Annotated in this window: 21 protein-coding genes and 1 pseudogene; all 22 read left to right on the top strand. The window is 36.7% G+C overall.

What is annotated here, in order from left to right; translation table 11 throughout:
- Window positions 1-536: pseudogene (locus ABU914_RS03350) on the top strand (group II intron maturase-specific domain-containing protein); the annotation flags it as partial.
- 178 nt (window positions 537-714) lie between these two features.
- The gene (locus ABU914_RS03355) at window positions 715-2445 is read left to right on the top strand and encodes a class I adenylate-forming enzyme family protein (protein WP_379668345.1); all 1731 of its coding nucleotides are present in this window, start codon (window positions 715-717) and stop codon (window positions 2443-2445) included.
- Window positions 2446-2460: 15 nt separating this feature from the next.
- Window positions 2461-3603, top strand: a complete 1143-nt coding sequence (locus ABU914_RS03360; RefSeq protein WP_379668465.1) for an acyl-CoA dehydrogenase family protein — start codon at window positions 2461-2463, stop codon at window positions 3601-3603.
- 521 nt (window positions 3604-4124) lie between these two features.
- Entirely contained in the window at window positions 4125-4355 is a 231-nt protein-coding gene (locus tag ABU914_RS03365) for a YqzK family protein (protein WP_379668346.1), read from the top strand.
- 273 nt (window positions 4356-4628) lie between these two features.
- Window positions 4629-5519: a site-specific tyrosine recombinase XerD gene (gene xerD / locus ABU914_RS03370; RefSeq protein ID WP_379668347.1), complete on the top strand. Its 891-nt coding sequence runs from the start codon at window positions 4629-4631 to the stop codon at window positions 5517-5519.
- 24 nt (window positions 5520-5543) lie between these two features.
- A complete protein-coding gene (gene deoB / locus ABU914_RS03375; RefSeq protein ID WP_379668348.1) occupies window positions 5544-6725 on the top strand; it encodes a phosphopentomutase in 1182 nt (393 codons plus the stop codon).
- Window positions 6726-6740: 15 nt separating this feature from the next.
- On the top strand, window positions 6741-7565 hold the full coding sequence (locus ABU914_RS03380; protein ID WP_379668349.1) for a purine-nucleoside phosphorylase: 825 nt from the start codon (window positions 6741-6743) through the stop codon (window positions 7563-7565).
- Window positions 7558-8385 (top strand): purine-nucleoside phosphorylase, encoded by an 828-nt coding sequence (locus tag ABU914_RS03385; protein ID WP_379668350.1) that lies wholly within the window; start codon window positions 7558-7560, stop codon window positions 8383-8385. Before ABU914_RS03380 ends, ABU914_RS03385 begins: the two co-directional genes overlap by 8 nt.
- Before the next feature lie 25 nt (window positions 8386-8410).
- Window positions 8411-9706: a pyrimidine-nucleoside phosphorylase gene (locus ABU914_RS03390; RefSeq protein WP_379668466.1), complete on the top strand. Its 1296-nt coding sequence runs from the start codon at window positions 8411-8413 to the stop codon at window positions 9704-9706.
- A 114-nt stretch (window positions 9707-9820) separates the two neighbouring features.
- Window positions 9821-11404: a spore germination protein gene (locus ABU914_RS03395; RefSeq protein WP_379668351.1), complete on the top strand. Its 1584-nt coding sequence runs from the start codon at window positions 9821-9823 to the stop codon at window positions 11402-11404.
- The gene (locus ABU914_RS03400; protein ID WP_379668352.1) at window positions 11401-12579 is read left to right on the top strand and encodes a Ger(x)C family spore germination protein; all 1179 of its coding nucleotides are present in this window, start codon (window positions 11401-11403) and stop codon (window positions 12577-12579) included. Before ABU914_RS03395 ends, ABU914_RS03400 begins: the two co-directional genes overlap by 4 nt.
- A 27-nt stretch (window positions 12580-12606) precedes the next feature.
- Entirely contained in the window at window positions 12607-13683 is a 1077-nt protein-coding gene (locus ABU914_RS03405) for a GerAB/ArcD/ProY family transporter (protein WP_379668353.1), read from the top strand.
- 13 nt (window positions 13684-13696) lie between these two features.
- On the top strand, window positions 13697-15073 hold the full coding sequence (locus ABU914_RS03410; RefSeq protein WP_379668354.1) for an FMN-binding glutamate synthase family protein: 1377 nt from the start codon (window positions 13697-13699) through the stop codon (window positions 15071-15073).
- Window positions 15074-15344: 271 nt separating this feature from the next.
- Window positions 15345-16499 carry a D-alanyl-D-alanine carboxypeptidase family protein gene (locus ABU914_RS03415; RefSeq protein ID WP_379668355.1) on the top strand — a complete coding sequence of 385 codons (1155 nt, stop codon included), beginning with the start codon at window positions 15345-15347 and terminating at the stop codon, window positions 16497-16499.
- A gap of 177 nt (window positions 16500-16676) precedes the next feature.
- On the top strand, window positions 16677-17027 hold the full coding sequence (gene spoIIAA, locus ABU914_RS03420; protein ID WP_379668356.1) for an anti-sigma F factor antagonist: 351 nt from the start codon (window positions 16677-16679) through the stop codon (window positions 17025-17027).
- Between the two features lie 3 nt (window positions 17028-17030).
- Window positions 17031-17471 (top strand): anti-sigma F factor, encoded by a 441-nt coding sequence (gene spoIIAB, locus ABU914_RS03425; RefSeq protein WP_379668357.1) that lies wholly within the window; start codon window positions 17031-17033, stop codon window positions 17469-17471.
- 12 nt (window positions 17472-17483) lie between these two features.
- Window positions 17484-18245, top strand: coding sequence for an RNA polymerase sporulation sigma factor SigF (gene sigF / locus ABU914_RS03430; protein WP_379668358.1), 762 nt, complete (start codon window positions 17484-17486; stop codon window positions 18243-18245).
- A gap of 150 nt (window positions 18246-18395) precedes the next feature.
- Entirely contained in the window at window positions 18396-19007 is a 612-nt protein-coding gene (locus ABU914_RS03435; RefSeq protein ID WP_379668359.1) for a stage V sporulation protein AA, read from the top strand.
- Window positions 19007-19438: a stage V sporulation protein AB gene (locus tag ABU914_RS03440; RefSeq protein WP_379668360.1), complete on the top strand. Its 432-nt coding sequence runs from the start codon at window positions 19007-19009 to the stop codon at window positions 19436-19438. Before ABU914_RS03435 ends, ABU914_RS03440 begins: the two co-directional genes overlap by 1 nt.
- A 16-nt stretch (window positions 19439-19454) precedes the next feature.
- Window positions 19455-20894, top strand: coding sequence for a spore germination protein (locus ABU914_RS03445; RefSeq protein ID WP_379668361.1), 1440 nt, complete (start codon window positions 19455-19457; stop codon window positions 20892-20894).
- 193 nt (window positions 20895-21087) lie between these two features.
- Window positions 21088-21963 (top strand): R2-like ligand-binding oxidase, encoded by an 876-nt coding sequence (locus tag ABU914_RS03450; protein WP_379668362.1) that lies wholly within the window; start codon window positions 21088-21090, stop codon window positions 21961-21963.
- Between the two features lie 114 nt (window positions 21964-22077).
- Window positions 22078-23400, top strand: coding sequence for a diaminopimelate decarboxylase (gene lysA, locus ABU914_RS03455; protein ID WP_379668363.1), 1323 nt, complete (start codon window positions 22078-22080; stop codon window positions 23398-23400).
- Window positions 23401-23420: the final 20 nt, after the last annotated feature.

Raw genomic sequence — 23420 nt, forward strand, 5'->3', positions numbered from 1 at the left:
AATTTATTGAAAACAAATTAAAACTAAAAGTAAACGAACTGAAGAGTGCGGTAGACCGCCCGTGGAAACGCAAATTCCTGGGCTTTTCTTTCACATCCCATAGAGAGAATCCAAGGATACGAATCCACAAAGAAAGCATCAAACGTTTCAAACAGCGAGTCCGTGAGCTAACATCAAGGAAACAATCCATAAGCATGGGATATAGAATTGAACGACTGAATCGATATTTAGTAGGGTGGCTAGGATATTATCAACTAGCAGAAACACCGACAATTTTCCGAGATATGGATAGCTGGATAAGGCGCAGATTGCGAATGATAAGATGGAAAGAATGGAAGAAGATAAAAACGAAACAGACAAATCTCGTCAAATTAGGTGTAGACAGAGAAAAAGCGTGGGAATGAACAAATAGCCGCAAGGCTTACTGGCGAATTGCTAACAGTCCTATCCTGCACAGAGCTCTTGATAACAAAAACTGGCGAGGACTAGGTCTGAAAAGTCTTTTGAACAGATATCAAACAATGCGTTGGACTTAATGAAACCTCCGTATACGAGAACCGTACGTACGGTGGTGTGAGAGGGGAAGGTTAATCACCTTCCTCTACTCAATTTCCTTAACTATTATCTGATTATTCATAATCTTATTGACTATCAGAAATGAATACGCTACCATGAATTACATAAGCAATCAAATTCGTGAGAGGAGGAAGTAATATGAAAGAAAAATGGCATAAATTTTGGCCGAAAGGAATGCCGACAAGTATTGATTACCCTGTATTACCAGTAGGAGAGATCATAAGAGGAAGTGCCAATCGATTTGGTGAACATACTGCCATTATTTACAAAGACAAGCAGTATTCTTACAGAGAACTTTACGAAGATGCATTAAGGTTTGCAAATTCTCTTCGTAATAGCGGGTTCGGAAAAGGCGATGTCATCGCGATTCATATGCCGAATTGTCCGCAGTATGTTATCGCTTATTATGGAATCTTATTAAGCGGTGCAACTTTTTCTCCCACAAACCCACTTCTTCCACCTAAAGACCTCGCTTATCAATTAAACGATTGTGGTGCAAAAGCTGTTGTGACATGGGATTTAGCTGCACCCGTTATTCAAGCAGTCTATACGAACACGAATATTCAGCTTGCAATTGTTACCGGAGATAAAGAAGTTCTCGAAGACCAGTTTATAGATACATCCAAATTTAATAACAACTGGGTCAGTTTCCGCGAATTCGTAATGAAAGGTGAAGCGAAAGAGTTAGATGTTTCGATTGATCCGAAAAAAGATTTAGCTCATCTCGCTTATACTGGTGGCACAACAGGTCCATCCAAAGGGGTTATGTTGCCACATTACAATGTGGTAACGAATACGATTCAGTTTAATTGCTGGGGAAACGCTCATTTACCCAAAGTTACAAACGATGGACTTATCATTGAACCCGTTGATGAAAAATTGACTGGTGGAATTGAAGAATATCTTTCAAAAACTGGTGAAGACAAACTTGTCAACTTAACTCCATGGTTCCATGCGATGGGAACGGTTGGCTATTTAAATAATCCATTTCTCGGCGGAGCAACCCTAATTCTTCATCAACGATTTGACCCAGAGTTGTATTTACAAGATGCTGAAAAATATAAAGTGACAAACATCGGTGGAGCACCACCCATTTTCGTTGCATTAGTTCGCCATCCAGATTTTATGAAACGTGATTTATCTTCTGTGAAAAAGATAAATTCAGGAGCAGCACCATTACCCGTCGAACTTATTAATGCCCTTCAAAAAAGATTCCCAAATGCAATTATTAACGAAGCCTATGGTTTAACAGAAATAACGATGGGGGCTCTCGCAAATCCAAGCTTTAAATCAGGAACTCGTAAAGTAGGAACTGTTGGGATCCCAGTCTTTGATACAGAAGTAAAAATTAGTCCAATTGACGGGGGTGATGAAGCATTACCAGCAGGTGTTGAAGGTGAAATTTGCTTAAAGGGACCACAAGTGATGTTAGGCTATTATAACAAACCGGAAGAAACAAAAGCTGTTTTACAAGATGGCTGGCTTAGAACAGGGGATATTGGCGTAATGGATGAAGACGGATTCGTTTCAATTGTCGATCGAAAAAAAGATATGCTCATCTATAAAGGATATAACGTTTATCCTCGTGAACTTGAAGAGATATTATTTACCCATCCATCAGTAGCTAACGCAGCGGTCATCGGGAAGCCAGACCCTGAGGTAGGTGAAATACCGAAAGCTTACGTCACGCTAAAAGAAAATGAATCAGTTTTGGAAGAAGAACTGATGAAATTTGTTAATGAACAAGTTGTTCCTTATAAAAAGATCCGTGAATTAGAGTATATTGATGAAATACCTGTAAGTGCTGCAGGAAAAGTGTTAAAACGTGTTCTTCGCGATCGGGAAGTTACACAAAAACAACAACAATAGACATTTAGGAGGAGTATCGTGGCTATTAAATATACAGAACAGCATCAAATGTTTCGACAATCGTTAAGGAAATTTTATGAAAAAGAAGTCGTACCTTACTATAAAAAATGGGAAGAAGAAATGAACGTGCCACGTTCCGTTTGGAAAAAATTCGGTTCACAAGGGTTTCTTTGTCCATGGATTCCTGAAAAATACGGAGGTTCTGGATTAGGCTTTGAATATTCAGTTATCGCCATCGAAGAAATGGCTCGAGCAGATGTCGGTATCCCATTTGGGCTCCATTCAGACGTTGTCGTACCCTATATACACTTAATTGGTAATGAAGAGCAAAAACAAAAATGGTTGCCTGGCTGTGCATCTGGAGATATTTTAACTGCTGTTGCTATGACCGAACCTAGTACAGGCTCTGACTTAGCAGCTATTCAAACGACAGCTGTGAAAGACGGAAGCGATTACATCATTAATGGACAAAAAGTATTTATTACAAATGGTTTGAATGCTGATATCGTCATCGTTGCTTGTAAAACAGGTAATGATGAAAAGCGACATCGGAACTTAAGCTTAATCGTCGTTGATGCCGATACACCAGGTTTTGAAAAATCAGCTCCACTGAAAAAAATGGGACGTCACCTTGATGGCACAGTTGAATTATTTTTTGAAGACTGTCGCGTTCCACAAGAAAACTTATTAGGTGAGGAAGGAAAAGGGTTCTATTACCTAATGCAAAACTTACAGCAAGAGCGTATTGTTGCAGCATTAGGCTCTTTGCTTGCTGCAGAAAAAATGTATAACGAAGCCCTTACGTACGCAAAAGAAAGAAAAGCATTTGGTAGACGAATTAGCTCTTTTCAAGCAAATAGCTTTAAGCTCGTTGAAATGGCAACAGAAATAGAAATCGCACGTACGTTCATCGAAAGTTTAATTAACGATCATCTTGACGGAAAACAAATTTCAGTCTCAAAAGTGTCAATGGCAAAATGGTGGACATCTGAAATGGCAAACCGAGTCGCCTATCACTCTCTTCAACTGTTCGGCGGCTATGGTTATATGGAAGAATATCCAATTTCTAAACATTACCGCAATGTTAGAGTGGATACGATTTTCGCGGGTTCTACTGAAATTATGAAAACAATTATTGCTAAGGAGCTAGGATTATAAGGAAACATGACCGGTTTTAATGTACCGGTCATGTTTTTATTTGATGGAAAGAAATCTATAAGGTAATGTTAAAATGTAGAGGTATATTTTTCCGCATTTTTGCCATATCTTTTTACTATAAGGCTGCTTTCTAAAAGATTGTTATTTTTAACACAATATCGATAAACTGCACAGTAGTGCAATGTTTTTGAAGCGTAGGGCGATTGACGAATGTATATACAAGTAATCACACAAGAGAAGGTAAGTTTAAACTAGTGAAATCGACCGAGCGCAGGCAGAATGCAGACTCCAGCAGGAACAGCATGAGTCCGAAGATCCCGCAGCGAGGTACGAGTGAGGTCCGTGACAACCGTCACGTCCTGTGACGTCACCGACACTTGTACTGCCTGTACGGCGGACGCTGAGATCGTGCCTGCGGAAAGCGAAGCATTCTGCCAGCGGTATGGAACAGTTTCGTTCAACTGAAACAAATCTTACGAAAAAAGCCGACAATCAAGTCAGATTGACTGGAGTGAAAAGGTATGGGTATATTTCGTATATTTTTACATACAATTAAAATTTTTATCATTTTTATGATTTGCACATTATTTTTTTATTTCGGATTAATGTGGATTAACGAAGAATATGAAAACTATAATCGATATGATCAACCGAAAGGAAATGCAATTAAAGTAAACACGCCGAATGAATCGAATGACACCTCATCGACGTTAGTAGATAGAATTAAACTATTTCTAAAGTTTTCACAGTAAATGGTAATGTCAAAAGATTTATGAAAACTCTCCGAAAATTGAAGGCTTGACATTGAGCCTCCACGAGCATGACTCTTTACGCAAAGACGCAGCAATCCTTGTTGCGCAAGGCTTTATAGCCTATCATTCTTGTCACTCAATGTAAAGCCTCAGTATCTCCTCTCATAAAGGGGGGGAGAACACTTTTTACCCTTAAGTTCATTAATACCAAGGGTTTTACATTTTTTCATTAAAAACTTTTTACAGTACGCAGTAAATAAAAAGGGGAAAAATATGAAAGATGAGATTCAAGATTTTCTACATTACTTAATTGTAGAGAAAAAACTTGCAAAAAATACAATTTCTGCTTATAAACAAGATTTATCGGCCTATATCCGCTTTTTAAACTCAAAACATTCGCTTCAATCTTTACAAAGTGTACAACGTTCCCATATTGTTGATTATTTAAACGATCTCCAAACACAAAAAAGGGCGGTTACATCGATTGCAAGAACCGTTTCCGCGATTAGATCTTTTCATCAATTTTTATATCGCGACGAAAGGATTACACATGATGTAACGGTACATATTGATTCCCCGAAGCTCACCAGACAGTTACCAAGAGTGCTTTCGCAGTCAGAAGTTGAACGCTTATTAGCTCAACCTGATGAAAGCACACCGTATGGGCTTCGAAATAAGGCAATGTTAGAACTGTTATATGCAACAGGAATTCGGGTATCAGAGCTTACACAATTAAGCTTAAATGATCTTCATTTATCAATCGGGTTTTTAAAAACGATAGGTAAAGGAAATAAAGAAAGACTGATTCCGATCGGTTCGCTCGCAAAACAAGCGTTAATAAATTATCTTAATCGAGGGCGTCCCGAAATGGTAAAATGTACTGAAGAGCAAGCATTGTTTTTAAATCGACTAGGCGGAAGATTAACGAGACAAGGCTTTTGGAAAATCGTTAAACAGTTAGCAGTTGATGCAAAAATTAACAAAGAATTAACTCCGCATACATTAAGGCACTCTTTCGCCACCCATTTATTGGAAAATGGGGCTAATTTACGTTCCGTTCAAGAAATGTTAGGCCATACTGACATTTCAACAACACAAATTTACACACATGTAACGAATAAACGATTAAAGGATGTTTATAAACTTTATCACCCTCGTGCTTAAATTTTTCTTTTTGGTGGTGTCGATATGAGAGAAAGAGATTTTAAAAGAATCTTTTTGATCGTGCTTGATTCAGTTGGAATCGGAGAGGCACCTGATGCTCATCTTTTTGGCGATACAGGCTCTGATACGTTAGGTCACATTGGTCAATATGTGAATGGACTCTATATGCCAAACTTAGCTAAATTTGGCTTAAGTAACATAAAACCGATTAAAGGAGTTTCAAAGGTAGACCATCCACTCGCTTATTACGGGAAAATGGCAGAAGCTTCTCAGAGTAAAGATACGCTAACAGGACATTGGGAATTAATGGGGATTGTCTTAAAAGAAAAGTTTCGGACATTCCCGAATGGATTTGATGAATCGTTAATTAAAAAACTCGAATTGCGAACAGGTAGGAAAATCATTGGAAACAAAGTGGCATCAGGCACAGAGATAATTCAGGAACTTGGCGAAAAGCATATAAGAACAGGCAGTCTTATCGTCTACACTTCAGCTGACTCCGTTCTACAAATTGCAGCTCATGAAGATGTCGTACCACTCGAAGAGCTTTATCACATTTGTAAAATCGCTAGGGAATTGACGAAAGAACGCAATTATTTAATCGGTCGAGTCATTGCTCGTCCGTTTACCGGTACGAAAGGAAACTTTATACGTACAGCAAACAGGCATGATTATGCGTTAAAACCGTTCGAACGGACAGTGATGGATGATCTAAAAGATGCGAATTTCGATGTCATTGCAATCGGGAAAATTTATGACATTTTTGATGGAGAAGGAATTACGCATCATATGCGTACGACATCGAATGAAGACGGAGTGAATACATTATTATATAACTTGGACACGAACTTTACCGGTCTTTCGTTTGTAAATTTAGTTGACTTTGATTCTTTGTACGGGCATCGACGCGATCCAGTTGGTTATGCGGAAGCACTAGAATCATTTGATAAACGGCTTCCTGAGATCGTAAATAAGCTAAACGATAATGATTTACTCATCATTACCGCTGACCATGGAAATGATCCGACCTTTCACGGCACAGATCATACGCGAGAATATGTCCCATTATTCGTTTACCACAACAATATCATAGAAGGAAGGTCATTAGGGATTAGAAAAACATTTGCTGATGTCGGTGCAACAATTGCTCATAACTTTGACATCGCTCTCCCAATACATGGCGATAGCTTTCTTCATGAGATTTAATAAGGAGTAGTAGTAATGGACAATCATGCGGTCGAAGCTTGTAACTATATTGAATCGTTAGTAAACGTTTCACCATCGATTGGGCTTATTCTTGGTTCAGGGTTAGGGGAGCTCGTAAATGAACTTAAAAATCCAGTTTTTATTCGTTATGAGACAATTCCTCATTTTCCTCTGTCAACTGTATCAGGCCATGAAGGTCAACTAGCTATTGGAAAGTTGCTTGATACTCATGTCGTGATGCTTCAAGGACGATTTCATTTTTATGAAGGGTATTCTTTACAAGACGTAGTTTTTCCGATCAAGGTTTTGAAACGATTAGGAGTGAAACAACTTATATTGACTAATGCTGCCGGTGGAATAAACCGTTCGTTCTCTGCAGGTGATTTAATGCTCATTACCGATCACATTCAACTGTTCTATGATAAACAAAACGTTCCATCGAGTAAGTTACAACATTTTCAGCCACAGATGATTTATTCTAAAGCTCTTTTGAACAAAGCAGAAAACGTGGCTCGTCGCACACAAATACCACTAAAAAAAGGGATCTATGCAGCAATGTCAGGTCCTTCATATGAAACCCCTGCGGAAATTTATATGCTTCAAAAACTTGGTGCCGATGCAGTCGGTATGTCAACAGCTCCTGAAGCACGATTTGCTTTTGAAAGTAACATTGATGTACTCGGTATATCATGTATTTCAAATATGGCCGCAGGAATTTTAGACGAACCATTAAGCCATGAAGAAGTAATCGAAACGACAGAAAGAGTCAAAGCGAGCTTTAAAAAATTTATGAAAGAATTAGTAAAAGAAATTGCGAGGAAGGATGTTAATCATGGGTGAATTGCTTAAAAAAGTACAGGAAGCAACCCAGTATATCAAGAAACAGGCGTCGATTGTCCCGACAATCGGAATTGTACTCGGCTCGGGTTTAGGCGAGTTAGCTAACGAAATTGAACAACAAGTAGCGATCGATTATTCTAATATTCCGCATTTTCCGAAGTCAACCGTGGAAGGACATGCGGGCAAGCTTGTCATTGGTAAATTAAATCATCAAAACATTATCATCTTGCAAGGTCGCTTTCATTATTATGAAGGATATTCGATGGCAGAAGTTACATTTCCAATTCGTGTATTCTATCAATTAGGCGTTTCAAAACTTCTCGTTACAAATGCATGTGGTGGTTTAAACAGAGCCTTTCAGCCAGGTGATCTCATGCTAATCACCGATCATATCAATTTGACAGGAGATAATCCATTAATTGGACCAAATGAGGAAGTATTCGGTCCTCGCTTTCCAGATATGAGCCGTGCATACGATCCTGAACTGCAAAACGACGTTCTGCATCTCGCACAAAAATTGAACATCCCAATTCAAAAAGGAGTTTATGCCGGAATAAGTGGACCTTCCTATATGACAAAAGCAGAATTGAAAATGCTTCGTTACATTGGTGCCGATACAGTGGGGATGTCAACAGTCCCTGAAGTTATCGTCGCTAATCATATGCAAATGAAAGTCATAGGACTTTCCTGTATAACTGATATGGCGATTGCAGAAGAGCTTGAACCATTAACACATGAACAAGTGGTTTCAGTTGCAAATCAAGCAAAACCACTTTTTAAGAAGCTCGTGAAAGAAATCATCATAACATTGGGAGAGTAATCAGGGGGAAAGTGATTTGTTTAGAATGGTCGATTTAATCGAAAAAAAGCGGGATAATAAAGAACATTCATATGAAGAAATTCAATTTATTATCAATCAGTACATGCAAAATAAGATTCCAGATTACCAAATATCTGCATGGGCAATGGCTATTTATTTTAATAGTATGTCAGAGCTTGAATTAACATATTTAACAGAAGCTCTTGTCGCGTCAGGAGAACAGCTTGATCTATCTGATATTAATGGAATAAAAGTTGATAAGCATAGTACTGGTGGTGTCGGAGATACGACGACATTAATCGTAGCGCCTCTCGTTGCTTCTTTAGGTGTCCCCGTTGCAAAAATGTCGGGTAGAGGGCTTGGGTATACAGGTGGAACAGTGGATAAATTAAATTCTATTCCAGGATTTAACACAGACTTGTCAATGTCAAATTTTATACATCTAGTTAATCAACAAAAGCTCGCTATCATCGGTCAAACGAAAAATTTAACCCCTGCTGACAAAAAACTTTATAGTCTACGAGATGTAACAGCAACGGTTGACTCCATTCCGTTAATAGCTAGTTCAATTATGAGTAAAAAAATTGCAGCTGGAGCAGATTGCCTTATTCTCGATGTAAAATTAGGTTCAGGAGCATTTATGAAAACGCTAGATTCCGCTGAAAATCTAGCATCTACTATGGTTAAAATCGGAAAAAATCATAACAAAAAAACAATGGCGATCATTTCAAATATGGATGAACCACTCGGATACATGATAGGAAATGCGTTGGAAGTTAAAGAAGCCATTGAAACATTAAAAGGGAACGGCCCAAAAGATTTAGAGGAATTATCATTAGTTCTTGCAAGTTATATGGTTTATTTTGCAAATAAAGCAACATCAGTTAAACAAGCGCAAGTGATGCTACGTGAAACGATTTCATCTGGCAAAGCGATTGAAACGTTTAAAACATTCATTGCGTCACAAGGTGGTAATTCAACTGTAGTTGATAATGTTAGCCTATTGCCAAAAGCACGTTATCAAATTCCGGTTTACTCTAAAGAGGAAGGTTTTGTAAGTGCGATTTCTGCCCACCAAATTGGAACGATAGCGATGTTGCTCGGAGCAGGTCGTACGACAAAAACATCTGTCATCGATCCCGCGGTCGGAATCGAATTACGAAAAAAAGTTGGTGAGCATGTAAAGAAAAATGAACCACTCGCATTTCTCCACATTAATGACAATAAACCATCAAATATCATCTCGCAAGTTGAATCTTCATTTACAATATCCACAGAAAAACAAGAACCAAATCGATTAATCTACAAAACCATATTTTAGAAGCTAGCCGAATCCATAACGGCTAGCTTTTTAGTCTTTTTCCTCATTTCACACATATTTCTTTAAAATAATCAAAAACTAATTTTAAGAAACGAAGAGGGAGACTTAGAACAATTGAAACGTACGTCTAATTACAAAAATCTACTTAAGAAAATGAAAGGAATAAATCAGAAACAACAAAGTGCTGAAAACATAACTTCAAATTTAACTGAACCTTCATTTTCAACTGTTCTAACGGAAAATGAAAGAACAATCAAAAGCATACTAGGCTCAGGGCAAGATGTTATGATGAGTAAATTTAAGATAAAAATCAAGAACGGTGACATGATAGATGTCATGCTTGTAGCGATAGACGGAATCGTTGATGAGAACGCAAAACGGAATAACGTAATTAAGCCATTAATTTCACAAATCTTTGAAGAAAAACCAAATGATAAACTTGAACAGCTTCAAATGAGACTATCAACAAAAAAAACAATAGGAGTAAAAAATGTAATAAAAGCTATTGACCACGTATTAAAAGCAAATGTCCTTTTGTTAGTTAATGGATACAAGACAGGATTGTTAATTTCGATAGAAGGTTTTGAAAGACGTGCGATTGAAGAACCAGATACAGAGAGAGTTGTCCGTGGCGCCAAAGAAGGATTTGTCGAATCTACAGGAGTAAATTTATCTTTACTTCGACGTCGGATTTCTCACCCATCCTTACGATTTGAAACGATTGAGGTAGGAGAATATTCAAAAACGGGTGTGACCGTTTGCTACATAAAAGACATCGCGAAAGACGAATTAATTGAACGGATTAAAACTCGACTTAATCAAATTAAAATCGATGATATCCATGGCTCAGGAGACATAGAACAACTAATTGAAGATCATCCTTATACGATCTTTCCAACGGTCGGATATACGGAACGACCTGATAAGGCTGCAGCTTTAATGATGGAAGGAAGAATAGTCATATTGGTTGATGGCAATCCTATAAGCTTATTTGCTCCGTTTTTCTTCGCTGAAAATTTCAAAAGTACTGAAGATTACGGTGCCCGACCGTATTACAGTTCATTTATTCGATTTATTCGTTTTTTTTCTTTTATCGTTACAATTACACTGCCATCATTGTATATTTCAGCGCTTAATTTTAACAAAGCATTAATTCCTTCAGATATGATTGTACCCATTATTCAAGCACGTGAAACGGTACCCTTTCCACTGGCTATGGAAGTGATTTTGATGATTTTAATGTTCGAGATCGTTCGTGAAGCAGGTGTACGTTTACCACAACAATTCGGTACAGCTATAAGTATTGTTGGTCCTTTAATCCTTGGAGACGTTTCAGTATCAGCTGGACTCGTTGGAGCACCGACCGTTGTAATTGTCTCCCTCTCTTTTATTGCTGCTTTTGTTATTACTCCAATAGCAGAAACGGCAGCGTTGCTGCGAATAGGGTTATTTATCGCAAGCAGTTTATTTGGCACATACGGATTGTTTGTTTCGCTGCTTGGGTTAATTATCCATATGGTGTCATTAACTTCTCTCGGCATACCATATATGTCACCATTTGCACCGTTTTATTTTCGTGATTGGAAAGACTCTATTGTAAGATTTCCGACTCGGTTATTAAAATATCGACCGAAAAGCGTGCCACATAAACGTTCAAGAAGAATTATGTCATTACCGAAAACGGGTGATGAACAATGACTCGTAAATGCTTGCTTATCACTTCTGCACTTTTACTTTTAACGGGCTGTTGGAATAACCAAGAGATCGATAATGAAGCACTCGTTCATGGAGTAGGAATGAATAAATCAGGTGATGAGTTTATATTTAATGTTGAGATAATTAAACCAGGGACCCATTTTGGACAATCCCCCTCAGAAGAACAAGGGGCAGGGGAGCATATTATTCTTGACATTGAATCTGATTCATTGTTAAACGGTGCGCGTGAATTAATCCGTAAAGCGAAAAGGCGTCTCTACTTTGGACATACCCGTGTTTGGATTATTGGAGAGAAAATGGCAAAGGAAAATTCTCTTCGGACTTTGGATGTCATTCGCCGTGATCAAATGAACCGAATTAATAGTTATGTATTTATTACAAAAAACGATCCGCATGAAATTTTGAACACTCCAACTCTTTACGAGAATCTTTCCGCTATTGAAGTTGTTTCAGCTCTTGAACAAACAAAATTTATTTCTGAATATACTCCGATCAAGTTATATGAGCTTTTTCGTTTAGCCGAAGGACCATTAAAAAATGCATATGTTCCGATGATTAAAGTGACAGAAGATGCAGGACAAATGATTACAGAGTTAGACGGAACCGCTGTCATTAAAAATGAGAAAATGGTCGGTCGATTGACTCCAGATGAATCAATGGGATTAACGTGGCTTTTAAACCAAGTTGAAGGTGGAAGTATTACTGTTGGATTAGACAGAAATGAAAAAGTTGCGTTAGAAATTACAAAATCGAAAACGAAGATTGAGCCGCATTTAAATGGGGAAAACTTAAATGTTGGTGTTACTGTAAACATTGAAGGGACATTAGGGGACAACATAACTCCACACGATCCAACTGAACATTGGTTTAAAGAAATTGAAGAGAAAATATCGAATAAGGTAGAACATGATATACGGTCAACTTTAAATAAATTACAAGATGATCTCAAAACGGACATAACCGGTATAGGGATAAAAACGTATCGAAAATATCCGAAAGAATGGCAAAACATTCACTCTCAATGGAATGAAGTATTCTCAAATGCTTCGATTTCGCTAAATGTGAACGTTAATTTTGACCATCAAGGATTAATTCAGAAAAGCATCAAAAATAGGGAGAAAAAGCCGAATAACGTACCGTTTCCATTTATTAAATAAATGTACTATAGAGGAAGGAGAGATGACATGTTAACAAAATGGGAAACATTATTTATTATAATTATGACAATTCCAATTATGGGACATGTTATCATCCTTCCGTTAATGATTGATGTTACAGGCAGAGATTCGTGGATTTCAGTTCTTTTATCTCTTCCCGCTGCATTTGCATTTGCATATGCGATTTACAAATTGAGACTAAATTATCCGAAGCAATCAGCAAGTGAAATCGCTTTGAACATTTTAGGCAAATCAATTGGGAAAATTTTTGTTATGCTTTTTATCGTTTATTTTTTATTTTTAACAGTACTATCGCTTTCAGCGTTAGTTGATCTCATTTACATCGTTTTTTTGCCTGAAACACCACGTATCGCACTTATCATCTGGTTTATGCTCTTTTTTATTTATGCAGCTATAAAAGGTATTAAAAGAATTGCACTTACCGCAGGTGTTCTCACGTTTATTAGCCTGATTACTGGCCATACCGTTACACTAATGGATTCAGCAAAAAAAGATTGGGGAGAGCTCACGCCAATACTAGAGTTCGGTTGGAGCCCTGTGTTTTTGGGTACGCTAATTCTTATCAGTATATGGGTTGAATTATTCATCCTCTTATTTATTCCGCTCAAAAATATTAAAGAAAAACGAACATTTTTAATTTGGAGCATTGCTATTTTGTTAAATGCGCTTACGATGAATTCGACAACGACCGGAGTCATCACAATTTTTGGACTTGAACAAGCAGATAATTTTCTATATCCAGCAACAGAGATTGTAAGAATCATTCAATTAGGTTTTATTGACCGATTTGATACATATGCCATGATCTTAATGACATTCGGTACATATATACGATGCAGTCTTTTTTTTCGATTTACATATGATCTTGGTGTAGCACCATTTGTTTCAAAATGGGTGAAACGAATAGTGGGAGCCATTTTAATTTTAATCGTATTTTTTGGAACCCTTTACATTTCTAAAGAACACTATCGTCTCGAAGAAACGGTTAACGTTTACACTTATTTAATTCTTCTCTATCCAGTTCCATTTCTATTGCTATTCATTTCGTGGATAAAACAAAAAGCACATCGTAATCAAAACTAAAGGTGGAATAAAAGTGCTGACAATCTTACTAATCGCTTTTACACCGTTTATCGTTACATTGTTATTACTTATAGTTAGTTGGAAGTGGGTAACGAAGCAATTATTTGTTTCAATGATGAAAATTTTGTTTAGTGATGACTATGAGGAAAACTTGTTTGAAACTATCCCAAATATTATTCGGTTTGGCGTCGTAAAGTTCGTAGAAAACCAACTTCGTGCAGAACATGGTAAATTACTCTTTCGTTCAATTGGATCCTCAAAACAATGGCCAGGCTTGGACAATATTACTTTTATACCCGCACAAACAACGCCTTTCCCCATTGATAAGGATGAACAAGTTGACTTATCAACAAAAATTGGTCCGAAAGCGAAAAAACCAATGCATATTGAAATCCCAATTATGATCGGTGCGATGGCATATGGATTAGCTCTAAGTAAAAAAGCAAAACTATCAATGGCTCATTCGTCTGCCAAGCTAAAAACAGCTGTTAACTTAGGTGAGGGTGGACTTTTATTAGAAGAAAAAGAGGCGACGTATAAATATATTTTACAATTTTCAAAAACATCATGGGGAAAAGATGAATCTTTCATTCGCGATGCTGATATGATCGAAATTAAACTAGGTCAAGGCGGATTAGCGGGCTTAGGCGATCGAATTCCAGCCTCAGCGATTCCAAACGATGTAAAAAAAATAATTGGAATCCAAAATAATGAAGATGCTGTCATTCATGAACATTTTTTTGAAAATCAAACTCTTTTTGATTTGAAAGAGTTAACATCCTCTCTTCGTGAGGCTACGAATGGCGTTCCAATTGGTTATAAAATTGCTGCAGGTGGAAAAATCGAAGAAGATTTGGAGAGATTAATTGAAATAGGTTCTGATTTTATAGTCATTGACGGTGGGCAAGGTGGAACACATGGAGCTCCTCCGATCTTACAAGACGATTTTGGCATTCCAACCCTTCATGCCATTGTAAGAGCTGATGCATATTTACGAGAAAGAAAACTTAAAGAAGACATAAGTCTCATTGTATCAGGAGGTTTATACGTACCCGGAGATTTTTTAAAAGTGTTAGCACTTGGTGCCGATGCTATTTATATTGGTTCATCGATGGTATATGCAATCAATCATAATCAATTTTTAAAAGCTTTACCTTGGGAGCCACCATCGCAAACAATATGGAGTACAGGTTCAAAACAAAATGAATTTAACATTGAAGAAGGAAGTACATATGGATTTAACTATTTAAATTCATGTATTGAAGAGATGAAAGTAGGGTTACGTGCAATGGGGAAAACATCATTAAAACAACTAACAGCAAATGATTTAGTCTCGTATGATGAAACGACTGCAAAAATGGCGAAAATTGCGTATTCGTTCAAGAAGTGAATATCTATAAGTAAAGCCGACTTTTATAAAGTCGGCTATTTTTGACAGAAAATGAATAGTCTGAAAAATATTGGAAATAATGAGCGTATAAAGTAAGACTCATCAACAGAACAGCATCGAATGACATACGATGAGCATTTCTATTAACGTAGCTAATCGGTAGCAACACTTATATCTGTCTTCCGCCAACTAATTGCAATTCATCTATATCTTGAAATGGGGATTCAAGACGGTGAGCACGTGAAAAATTGTTAAATATGGAGGGGTTTTTTTGAAAAAACTACTTATTGCTTTAAGCGCAATCACGCTTACATTATTTTGGTTTTCATCATTAGCATTTGCAAAAAGCGTAGATTTAAAAATTGAATCACCTTCAGCCATTTTAATGGAGAGAGACACAGGAAAAATTTTATATAACAAAGAGAGTGATAAACAACTTCCACCCGCTAGCATGACAAAAATAATGACGATGATTTTAATCATGGAGCAAATTGATAAAGGGACATTAACATTAAATGAAAAAGTTCGTGCGAGCGAAAGAGCATCGTCAATGGGTGGTTCGCAAATTTTTCTTGAAGAAGGAGAGGAAATGACTGTTGAGGAGTTATTGAAAGCTGTTGCAATTGCCTCTGCAAATGATGCATCGGTTGCGCTAGCTGAGCATATTGCAGGAACAGAAGAAGAATTTGTAAAACGAATGAATGATAAAGTGAATGATCTCGGCTTAAAAAATACACATTTTACTAATTCGACAGGTCTTCCTGCGAAAAATCACTATTCTTCAGCTTATGATATGGCGATGATGGCAAAAGAACTTTTAAAGTACGAAGAAATTACGAACTATACAAGCATTTATGAAGATTATTTACGAGAAAATACTGACAAAAAATTTTGGCTCGTTAATACGAATCGGTTAGTGAAATTTTATGATGGGGTTGATGGATTAAAAACAGGCTTTACGAATGAAGCAAAATATTGTTTAACCGCTACAGCGAAAAAAAACAATCTCCGTATGATCTCAGTCGTTATGGGAGCGCAAAATACGAAAGAACGCAACCGTGATATTACAAAAATGTTTGATTATGCTTTTAGCCAATTCGAAATCGACAATCTATATGCACGCGGTGAAATGATAGAAGAACTGAAAATTAGTAAAGGATCAAAAAGAAAAGTGAAAGTAATTACAGATGATGTCGTTTCCATACTTCATGAAAAAGGTGAAGACATTGATAATATAACTGAATCTGTCAAGCTAAAAAAAGATTTAAAAGCACCGATTAAAAAAGGCGAACCGATCGGTACGCTAATTTTAAAGAAAAATGGGGACGTGCTATCAGAAACTACATTAGTATCAGCAGATGATATCGTCAAAGCATCATGGTGGATGTTATTTAAACGTACACTTCAACAATTAACGTTTCGGTAAACAGGACTTATTAAATTTTCAAACGCCTGTTTAAACGATAAGAAAATATGTTCTCATTGACATGTGATAAACTTGTGCCGAATTCAATCGTTTTTCCACTAGTTTTGTTATGTAGAAGGAATTTTCTATTAAAAGTAGAAAGACTCACTAGACGATTGCACAAGGAGGAATCGAAAAGTGAGTCTAAACATCAAATTGGAAAGAAAACAAACTGTATTGCTCGTTCGATTGGAAGGTGAACTCGATCACCACACATCTGAAGAATTACGTAACAAAGTTGAATATGAATTAGAAGAAAATGGTGTTCAACATATTATTTTAAATTTAGAAGCTCTTTCTTTTATGGATAGTTCAGGAATTGGAGTCATTTTAGGCAGATATAAACAAGTGAAAGAAAGACAAGGTGAAATCATCGTTTGCTCCATATCCCCGCAAGTAAAACGTTTGTTTGATATGAGTGGCTTATTTAAAGTGATTCGATTAGAGGAAAATGAAACAAATGCATTACAAACGTTGGGGGTGGCGTAAACAATGAATAAAATGAAGCTTCAGTTTTCTGCTTTAAGTCAAAATGAATCTTTTGCAAGAGTGACAGTCGCTGCATTCATTACTCAATTAGATCCTACGATGGACGAAATGACAGAAATTAAAACGGTCGTTTCTGAAGCGGTAACAAATGCGATAATCCACGGTTACGAGAACGATGAAAATGGTGAAGTTTACATTGAAGTAACGCTCGAAAAAGATGATACGGTACATATTACTATAAAAGATGAAGGCGTAGGAATTAAAAATCTTTCCGAAGCACGGCAACCACTATACACTTCTAAACCCGAATTAGAACGTTCCGGTATGGGATTTACAATTATGGAAAACTTTATGGATGTTGTCGACATTGAAACGGATGTCAATAAAGGTACGACGATCCGCCTTACGAAATATTTATCAAAAAACAAAGCGCTATTTAATTAAGGAGTACGACTTATGGATGTCGAAGTGAAAAAGGATTTTCAAGAATCGTACTTAACAGACAGTGAAATTAAAGACTTAATTAAGAGAAGTCAAGACGGTGACACATCTGCACGAGACATTATCGTCCAAAAAAATATGCGTCTCGTTTGGTCAGTTGTTCAACGGTTTTTAAATCGTGGCTATGAACCTGATGATCTTTTTCAAATCGGATCAATTGGGTTATTAAAATCTGTAGATAAATTTGATCTTTCATACGATGTAAAATTTTCTACATATGCTGTTCCGATGATTATCGGTGAAATTCAACGTTTCATTCGTGATGATGGAACAGTGAAAGTGAGTCGCTCTTTAAAAGAAACTGGAAACAAAATTCGACGTGCAAGAGATGAACTGTCGAAACAAAAAGGTCGTGTACCAACAGTTCATGAAATTGCTAATTACTTAGAAATTTCGCCTGAGGAAGTTACGTTAGCGCAAGAAGCATCACGTTCTCCAGCATCGATTCATGAAACCGTATATGAAAATGACGGTGACCCGATCACGTTACTTGATCAAATCGTCGATCATACGACAGATGCAAAATGGTTTGACAAAATTGCATTGCGCGAAGCGATTGAACATCTAGAAGAGCGAGAACAGCTTATTGTCTACTTACGTTATTATAAAGACCAAACACAATCTGAAGTAGCAGAAAGACTTGGTATTTCCCAAGTCCAAGTTTCAAGACTTGAAAAGAAAATTTTAGTTGAAATTCGCAATCAGATGGGAGACTGACTCTCATCTGATTTTTAACGTTGAGCGAGCTTCCATAGCAATGATTTATTCAGCTTCAGATAATATTTTCCAATAATTCCCATCCCCTTTTTAAGCATATCCGTGTTTCATTTTCCCCATAATAAAGATGGTGGGAAAGGATTGATATTAATGGATACGCCTACGATTTATGTGAAAATGAAACATCAGCTTGAAGTTAATTTATCCGATAAAATATCAATTCAAGATACAACTTTCTTAGCTGGGAATAAAGAAATATGTGAAAAATTAGGTCCATTAATTGTACATGAAGTGAAGGAAAAAGATCATAACGTTATCATAATTGATCTATTACATGTCATCGATACGATATACGAATATGATCCAATTATTGAAATTGAATCGGTTGGCCTAACGCAAACTGTCGTCCGGGTGAGAGAGCAAAAAAAGAACCGTTCTTTCATCCTTTTTATATTTGTCTGGCTTTTGTTGTTTTTTGGAAGTGGATTAGCGATCATGTATTTTCATGAAGATGTAAGCATGCGTGAAGTACATCAACATATTTATTTCATGGTGACAGGAAATAAAATCGAATTTCCTTTACTTTTACAAATCCCATACTCCATCGGTTTAGGGGTAGGTATGATTTTATTTTTTAATCATTTATTTAAGAAAAAGCTTAATGAGGAGCCAAGTCCGCTCGATATTGAAATGTTTAACTATGAACAAGATCTCGATCAATATTTAATTGTTCATGAAAATAAAAGCGAGAGAAATGAATAATGGGTTTTACCGTATTATTCGTTATATTTATAGGTCTGGCAAGCGGATTGGCAGTCGGTAGCGGACTCGTTGCTTTTTTAACAATTTTAGGAGTCATTCCTAGGCTCATTCATTTAACAAAAACACGCAATTTCTTGCGCTTTTATGAATGGTCAGTTATTGTTGGAGCGACTTTATTTGGCTGGATAAGTTTAACAGATTTCTCATTTCAATTTACACATCTATTCCTTGTTATCATCGGATCATTGACTGGAATCTTCATAGGCATGTTAGCGGCAGCTTTATTTGAAGTATTAAATGTTATACCGATTTTATCGAAGCGGATTGGTTTTCGCAATAAAATCATTCTGCTGCTTATGGCCATAGCTTTTGGAAAAGTGCTAGGATCGTTATTTCAATGGATTGTATATGATCCATTTCGATTTGGATAAGGGGTGTATTCGTTTCATGAGAGAGATTAGTCGTAACATACAAGAAAACAAACGATATGTTGATGAAAGAATTGGAGTAGGTACTAGCTTTGATGTCGGCTCAAGAACCTTTTCCTATTTTGGTCAAGAAGTATTGCTTTACTTCGTGAATGGTTTATGTGACACAGAAGTCATTGTACAACTATTTGCTACGGTTGATCAGACATTTGAAGAGGACATGGCGATTGAAAAATATATTCGCAACAAACTGCCCCACCAACAAATCGAAACGTCAAATAAACTTGATGAAGCGATCGATGAACTGCTAAGTGGACTCGTCATCATTTTTGTTGAGAATGAAACAGATTGCTTTATTATTGATGTTCGAAAATATCCAGGCAGACAACCCGAAGAGCCAGATACTGAAAAAGTCATCCGCGGTGCACGTGATGGGTTTACTGAAAATATTATTGAAAATACTGCGTTAATCCGAAGAAGACTTCGCGATGAAAAATTGCGAAATGAGATTATTCAAGTCGGAGAGCGCTCAAAAACAGATGTCTGTATTAGTTATTTAGATGATGTTGCCGATCCGGGTCTTATTAAATTAATTAAAAAAGAATTGAGTAACATTGTAACTGATGGAATCCCTATGGCTGATCGAGCCGTAGAAGAATATATTATGAAACAAGGTTGGAATCCGTTTCCACTCGTTCGTTACACTGAGCGACCGGATGTTGCAGCTGTCCATTTACTTGAAGGTCATGTTCTCATTATCGTAGATACATCCCCAAGTATCATTATTTTACCTACAACCTATTTTCATCATTTACAGCACGCTGAAGAATATCGAGAAACTCCAACAGTTGGAGCTTATTTACGCTGGGTTCGCGTGGGAGGAATTTTAGCCTCTATTTTGTTATTGCCTTTATGGTACTTATACATTATTGAGCCTGATTTAGTTCCGAAAACGATAGACTTTATTGGTCCTAATGAAGATTCAAATATTCCGATCATTTTGCAACTGCTGATTGCTGAACTTGGAATTGACCTTTTAAGAATGGCTTCGATTCATACACCGACACCATTAGCGACGGCAATGGGCTTAATCGCTGCTGTTTTAATCGGTGAAATTGCAATCGAAGTCGGTTTGTTTGTACATGAAGTCATTTTATACGTAGCCGTTGTCGCCATTGGGAACTATGCGACTCCAAGCTACGAATTAAGCGTTGCTAATAAATTAGTGCGTGTACTATTGTTATTGCTCGTTTTAGCATTTAAATTACCTGGTTTAATGATTGGAATTACAATTGTCATTTTATATTTAGTTCATGTGAAAAATTTAAATACTCCTTATTTATGGCCGTTTATTCCATTTCATCCGAAAGCGTTTCTTCATGTGTTAGTCCGCACAGCCCAACCGTTTTCATCGTTTCGCCCAAGTATTGTCAATCCACAAAATCAGAAAAAGAAATAAAACGCCGAATGCAATATAACTATTCGGCGTCACATAAAATAAAAAATATTTAGATTTTTTTAACAATTATATTGACTTTGTTAGGTAAAAAATGTAATCTAATTATAGAATAAACATCATAAGACCGTTCACTTCCCCAATTTAATAGTTAGTTTAAAGTGAAAAAAAGAAAATTTACATTGGAGGAATGAAAATGCGGCATTATGTTTCAACGAGTGAACAAGGAATTAATCGTAACTCTATGCCGTTTCGATTATTCGAAAAGGCAAAAAGACTAGGAACGTGGGATCCGAGAGATATTGACTTCAGCCAAGACAAAGAAGATTGGGAATCGTTAACTGAACTTCAACGTGATCAAACACTTCAACTCATTGCTTTTTTTTATAGTGCTGAAGAAGCGGTGACCCATGACATTTTACCGCTTATTTACGCCATTTCAAAAACGGGTCACCTTGAAGAAGAAATGTTTTTAACAACCTTTGTCTTTGAGGAAGCGAAACACGTCGACTTTTTTAACTTACTATTAAGTCATATCGGTGTTAAAAAAGATCTAAATTCTTATCACACTCCCATATATCGAAAGTTATTCGATGAAATTTTGCCTGAAACGATGGAGCGTTTAATCGACGATCAATCTCCAAAGGCTATTGCAGATGCATGTATCGTTTATAATATGTTTGCAGAAGGGGTATTGGCAGAAACAGGATATTGGGCATTTTATGAGAGTTTGAAGAAGATTAATAAAATGCCAGGATTGCTCGAAGGCATTTCTAACATTAAGCGTGATGAATCAAGACATATTGGGTTTGGAACATATTTATTACAACGTATAATTTCTGAAGATTCGGATATGCTTGATTATATTTTAAATAAACTTCAAAGCCTAATGCCAATCGCGATTGAAATGAACAATACGTTGCGACCTGATGATGTGAGCGCATTTGGAATTAAAAAAGAAGATGGTGCTGCATATATGATGCGTCAACTCAATGCAAGACTTGAAGTTTTAAAAAGAGCGAAAGGAAAAACAATCGAAGAAATTTACAATACAGAAGTCTTATTTGAGTAAACTAAAACTAACGTAAAAGATTACAGACCGAATTTGAATTCGGTCTTTTTTTATGTTAAATTTAACTGATGAATGTTTTGTAATGCACGATGTAGATTATTAGGAGAGTAGACAATGAAATTACATGGTACGAGTCATATAGATAGCAAGGGGCACTTAAATATTGGTGGGGTCAATACTGTTGATTTAGTTAAGCGGTTTGGAACACCGTTATTTGTATATGATGTAGCACTCATTCGTCAAAAAACGAATGAATTAAAAAAAGCCTTTAATGATCTAGATGTAAAGTATGAAATTGCATATGCAAGTAAAGCTTTTTCTTGCATAGCAATTGTACAACTGATGCATGAAGAAGGATTAAGTTTGGATGTTGTTTCCGGAGGAGAACTTTACACTGCACTTGCTGCCGGTTTCCCGGCGGAACGCATTCATTTTAACGGAAATAACAAAAGTTTAGCTGAAATTGAAATGGCTGTCGAAGCAAAAATTGGCTGTTTTGTTGTCGATAACTTTTATGAATTAAGCCTTATTGAACGAGTTGCGAAAAAATATAACACAATTGTGTCTGTATTAATTCGGACAACTCCTGGAATAGAAGCGGAAACGCATGATTATATTTTAACAGGTCAAGAAGACTCAAAGTTTGGATTTGATCTGAAAAGCGGGCAAGCTGAACGAGCAATTAAACAAATACAACATCATCCACACTTTAATTTATTAGGTTTGCATAGCCATATCGGATCGCAAATTTTTGAAACGACAGGATTTGTTTTAGCTGCAAAAACATTATATTCCTATATTGAAAAGTGGCATAAGAAGTTTGGTTTTGTACCTAAAGTTTTAAATTTAGGCGGTGGGTTTGGTATTCGGTATACGAAAGAAGATAAACCGATCCCATTAAAAAATTACGTTCATGACATCGTGCATACTGTTCGGGAAGAGTCTAAACGTTTGCAAACAGATATGCCTGAAATTTGGATTGAACCAGGCCGTTCACTAGTCGGAGATGCTGGAACAACTTTGTATACTGTAGGCTCAGAAAAAGAAATTCCATCGATTCGACATTACATTGCCGTTGACGGTGGAATGACGGACAATTTGCGTCCTGCGCTCTATGAGGCAAAATACGAAGCGATACTTGCTAATCGAGCGAGTGAGACTCAAAATGGTATATATTCCATCGCTGGAAAATGCTGTGAATCTGGTGATATGCTCATATGGGATATCCCTTTGCCTAAACCAAGCGAGGAAGATATATTAGCTGTTTTTAGTACAGGGGCATACGGATATGCAATGAGTAACAATTATAATCGCATTCCCCGACCAGCTGTCGTTTTCGTAGAAAATGGAGAAGCACAGCTTGTCATTAAAAGAGAGTCCTATGAAGATCTTCTTTCTCAAGATTTACCGTTTAAAAGTGTGTTAACAAATTCTTAATATAATATGGGTGGAGGAAA

The organism is Pueribacillus sp. YX66, assembly GCF_041725775.1.
Lineage (GTDB): Bacteria > Bacillota > Bacilli > Bacillales > UBA6769 > Pueribacillus.

What these genes read in the sequence shown, in the direction of transcription:
- ABU914_RS03400 (WP_379668352.1), top strand. Translation starts at nt 11,401, where the DNA reads ATGACTCGTAAATGCTTGCTTATCACTTCTGCACTTTTACTTTTAACG.
- ABU914_RS03445 (WP_379668361.1), top strand. Translation starts at nt 19,455, where the DNA reads ATGAGAGAGATTAGTCGTAACATACAAGAAAACAAACGATATGTTGAT.
- ABU914_RS03440 (WP_379668360.1), top strand. Translation starts at nt 19,007, where the DNA reads ATGGGTTTTACCGTATTATTCGTTATATTTATAGGTCTGGCAAGCGGA.
- ABU914_RS03450 (WP_379668362.1), top strand. Translation starts at nt 21,088, where the DNA reads ATGCGGCATTATGTTTCAACGAGTGAACAAGGAATTAATCGTAACTCT.
- ABU914_RS03355 (WP_379668345.1), top strand. Translation starts at nt 715, where the DNA reads ATGAAAGAAAAATGGCATAAATTTTGGCCGAAAGGAATGCCGACAAGT.
- deoB (WP_379668348.1), top strand. Translation starts at nt 5,544, where the DNA reads ATGAGAGAAAGAGATTTTAAAAGAATCTTTTTGATCGTGCTTGATTCA.
- ABU914_RS03390 (WP_379668466.1), top strand. Translation starts at nt 8,411, where the DNA reads ATGGTCGATTTAATCGAAAAAAAGCGGGATAATAAAGAACATTCATAT.
- sigF (WP_379668358.1), top strand. Translation starts at nt 17,484, where the DNA reads ATGGATGTCGAAGTGAAAAAGGATTTTCAAGAATCGTACTTAACAGAC.
- ABU914_RS03405 (WP_379668353.1), top strand. Translation starts at nt 12,607, where the DNA reads ATGTTAACAAAATGGGAAACATTATTTATTATAATTATGACAATTCCA.
- xerD (WP_379668347.1), top strand. Translation starts at nt 4,629, where the DNA reads ATGAAAGATGAGATTCAAGATTTTCTACATTACTTAATTGTAGAGAAA.
- lysA (WP_379668363.1), top strand. Translation starts at nt 22,078, where the DNA reads ATGAAATTACATGGTACGAGTCATATAGATAGCAAGGGGCACTTAAAT.
- ABU914_RS03385 (WP_379668350.1), top strand. Translation starts at nt 7,558, where the DNA reads ATGGGTGAATTGCTTAAAAAAGTACAGGAAGCAACCCAGTATATCAAG.
- ABU914_RS03365 (WP_379668346.1), top strand. Translation starts at nt 4,125, where the DNA reads ATGGGTATATTTCGTATATTTTTACATACAATTAAAATTTTTATCATT.
- spoIIAB (WP_379668357.1), top strand. Translation starts at nt 17,031, where the DNA reads ATGAATAAAATGAAGCTTCAGTTTTCTGCTTTAAGTCAAAATGAATCT.
- ABU914_RS03380 (WP_379668349.1), top strand. Translation starts at nt 6,741, where the DNA reads ATGGACAATCATGCGGTCGAAGCTTGTAACTATATTGAATCGTTAGTA.
- ABU914_RS03435 (WP_379668359.1), top strand. Translation starts at nt 18,396, where the DNA reads ATGGATACGCCTACGATTTATGTGAAAATGAAACATCAGCTTGAAGTT.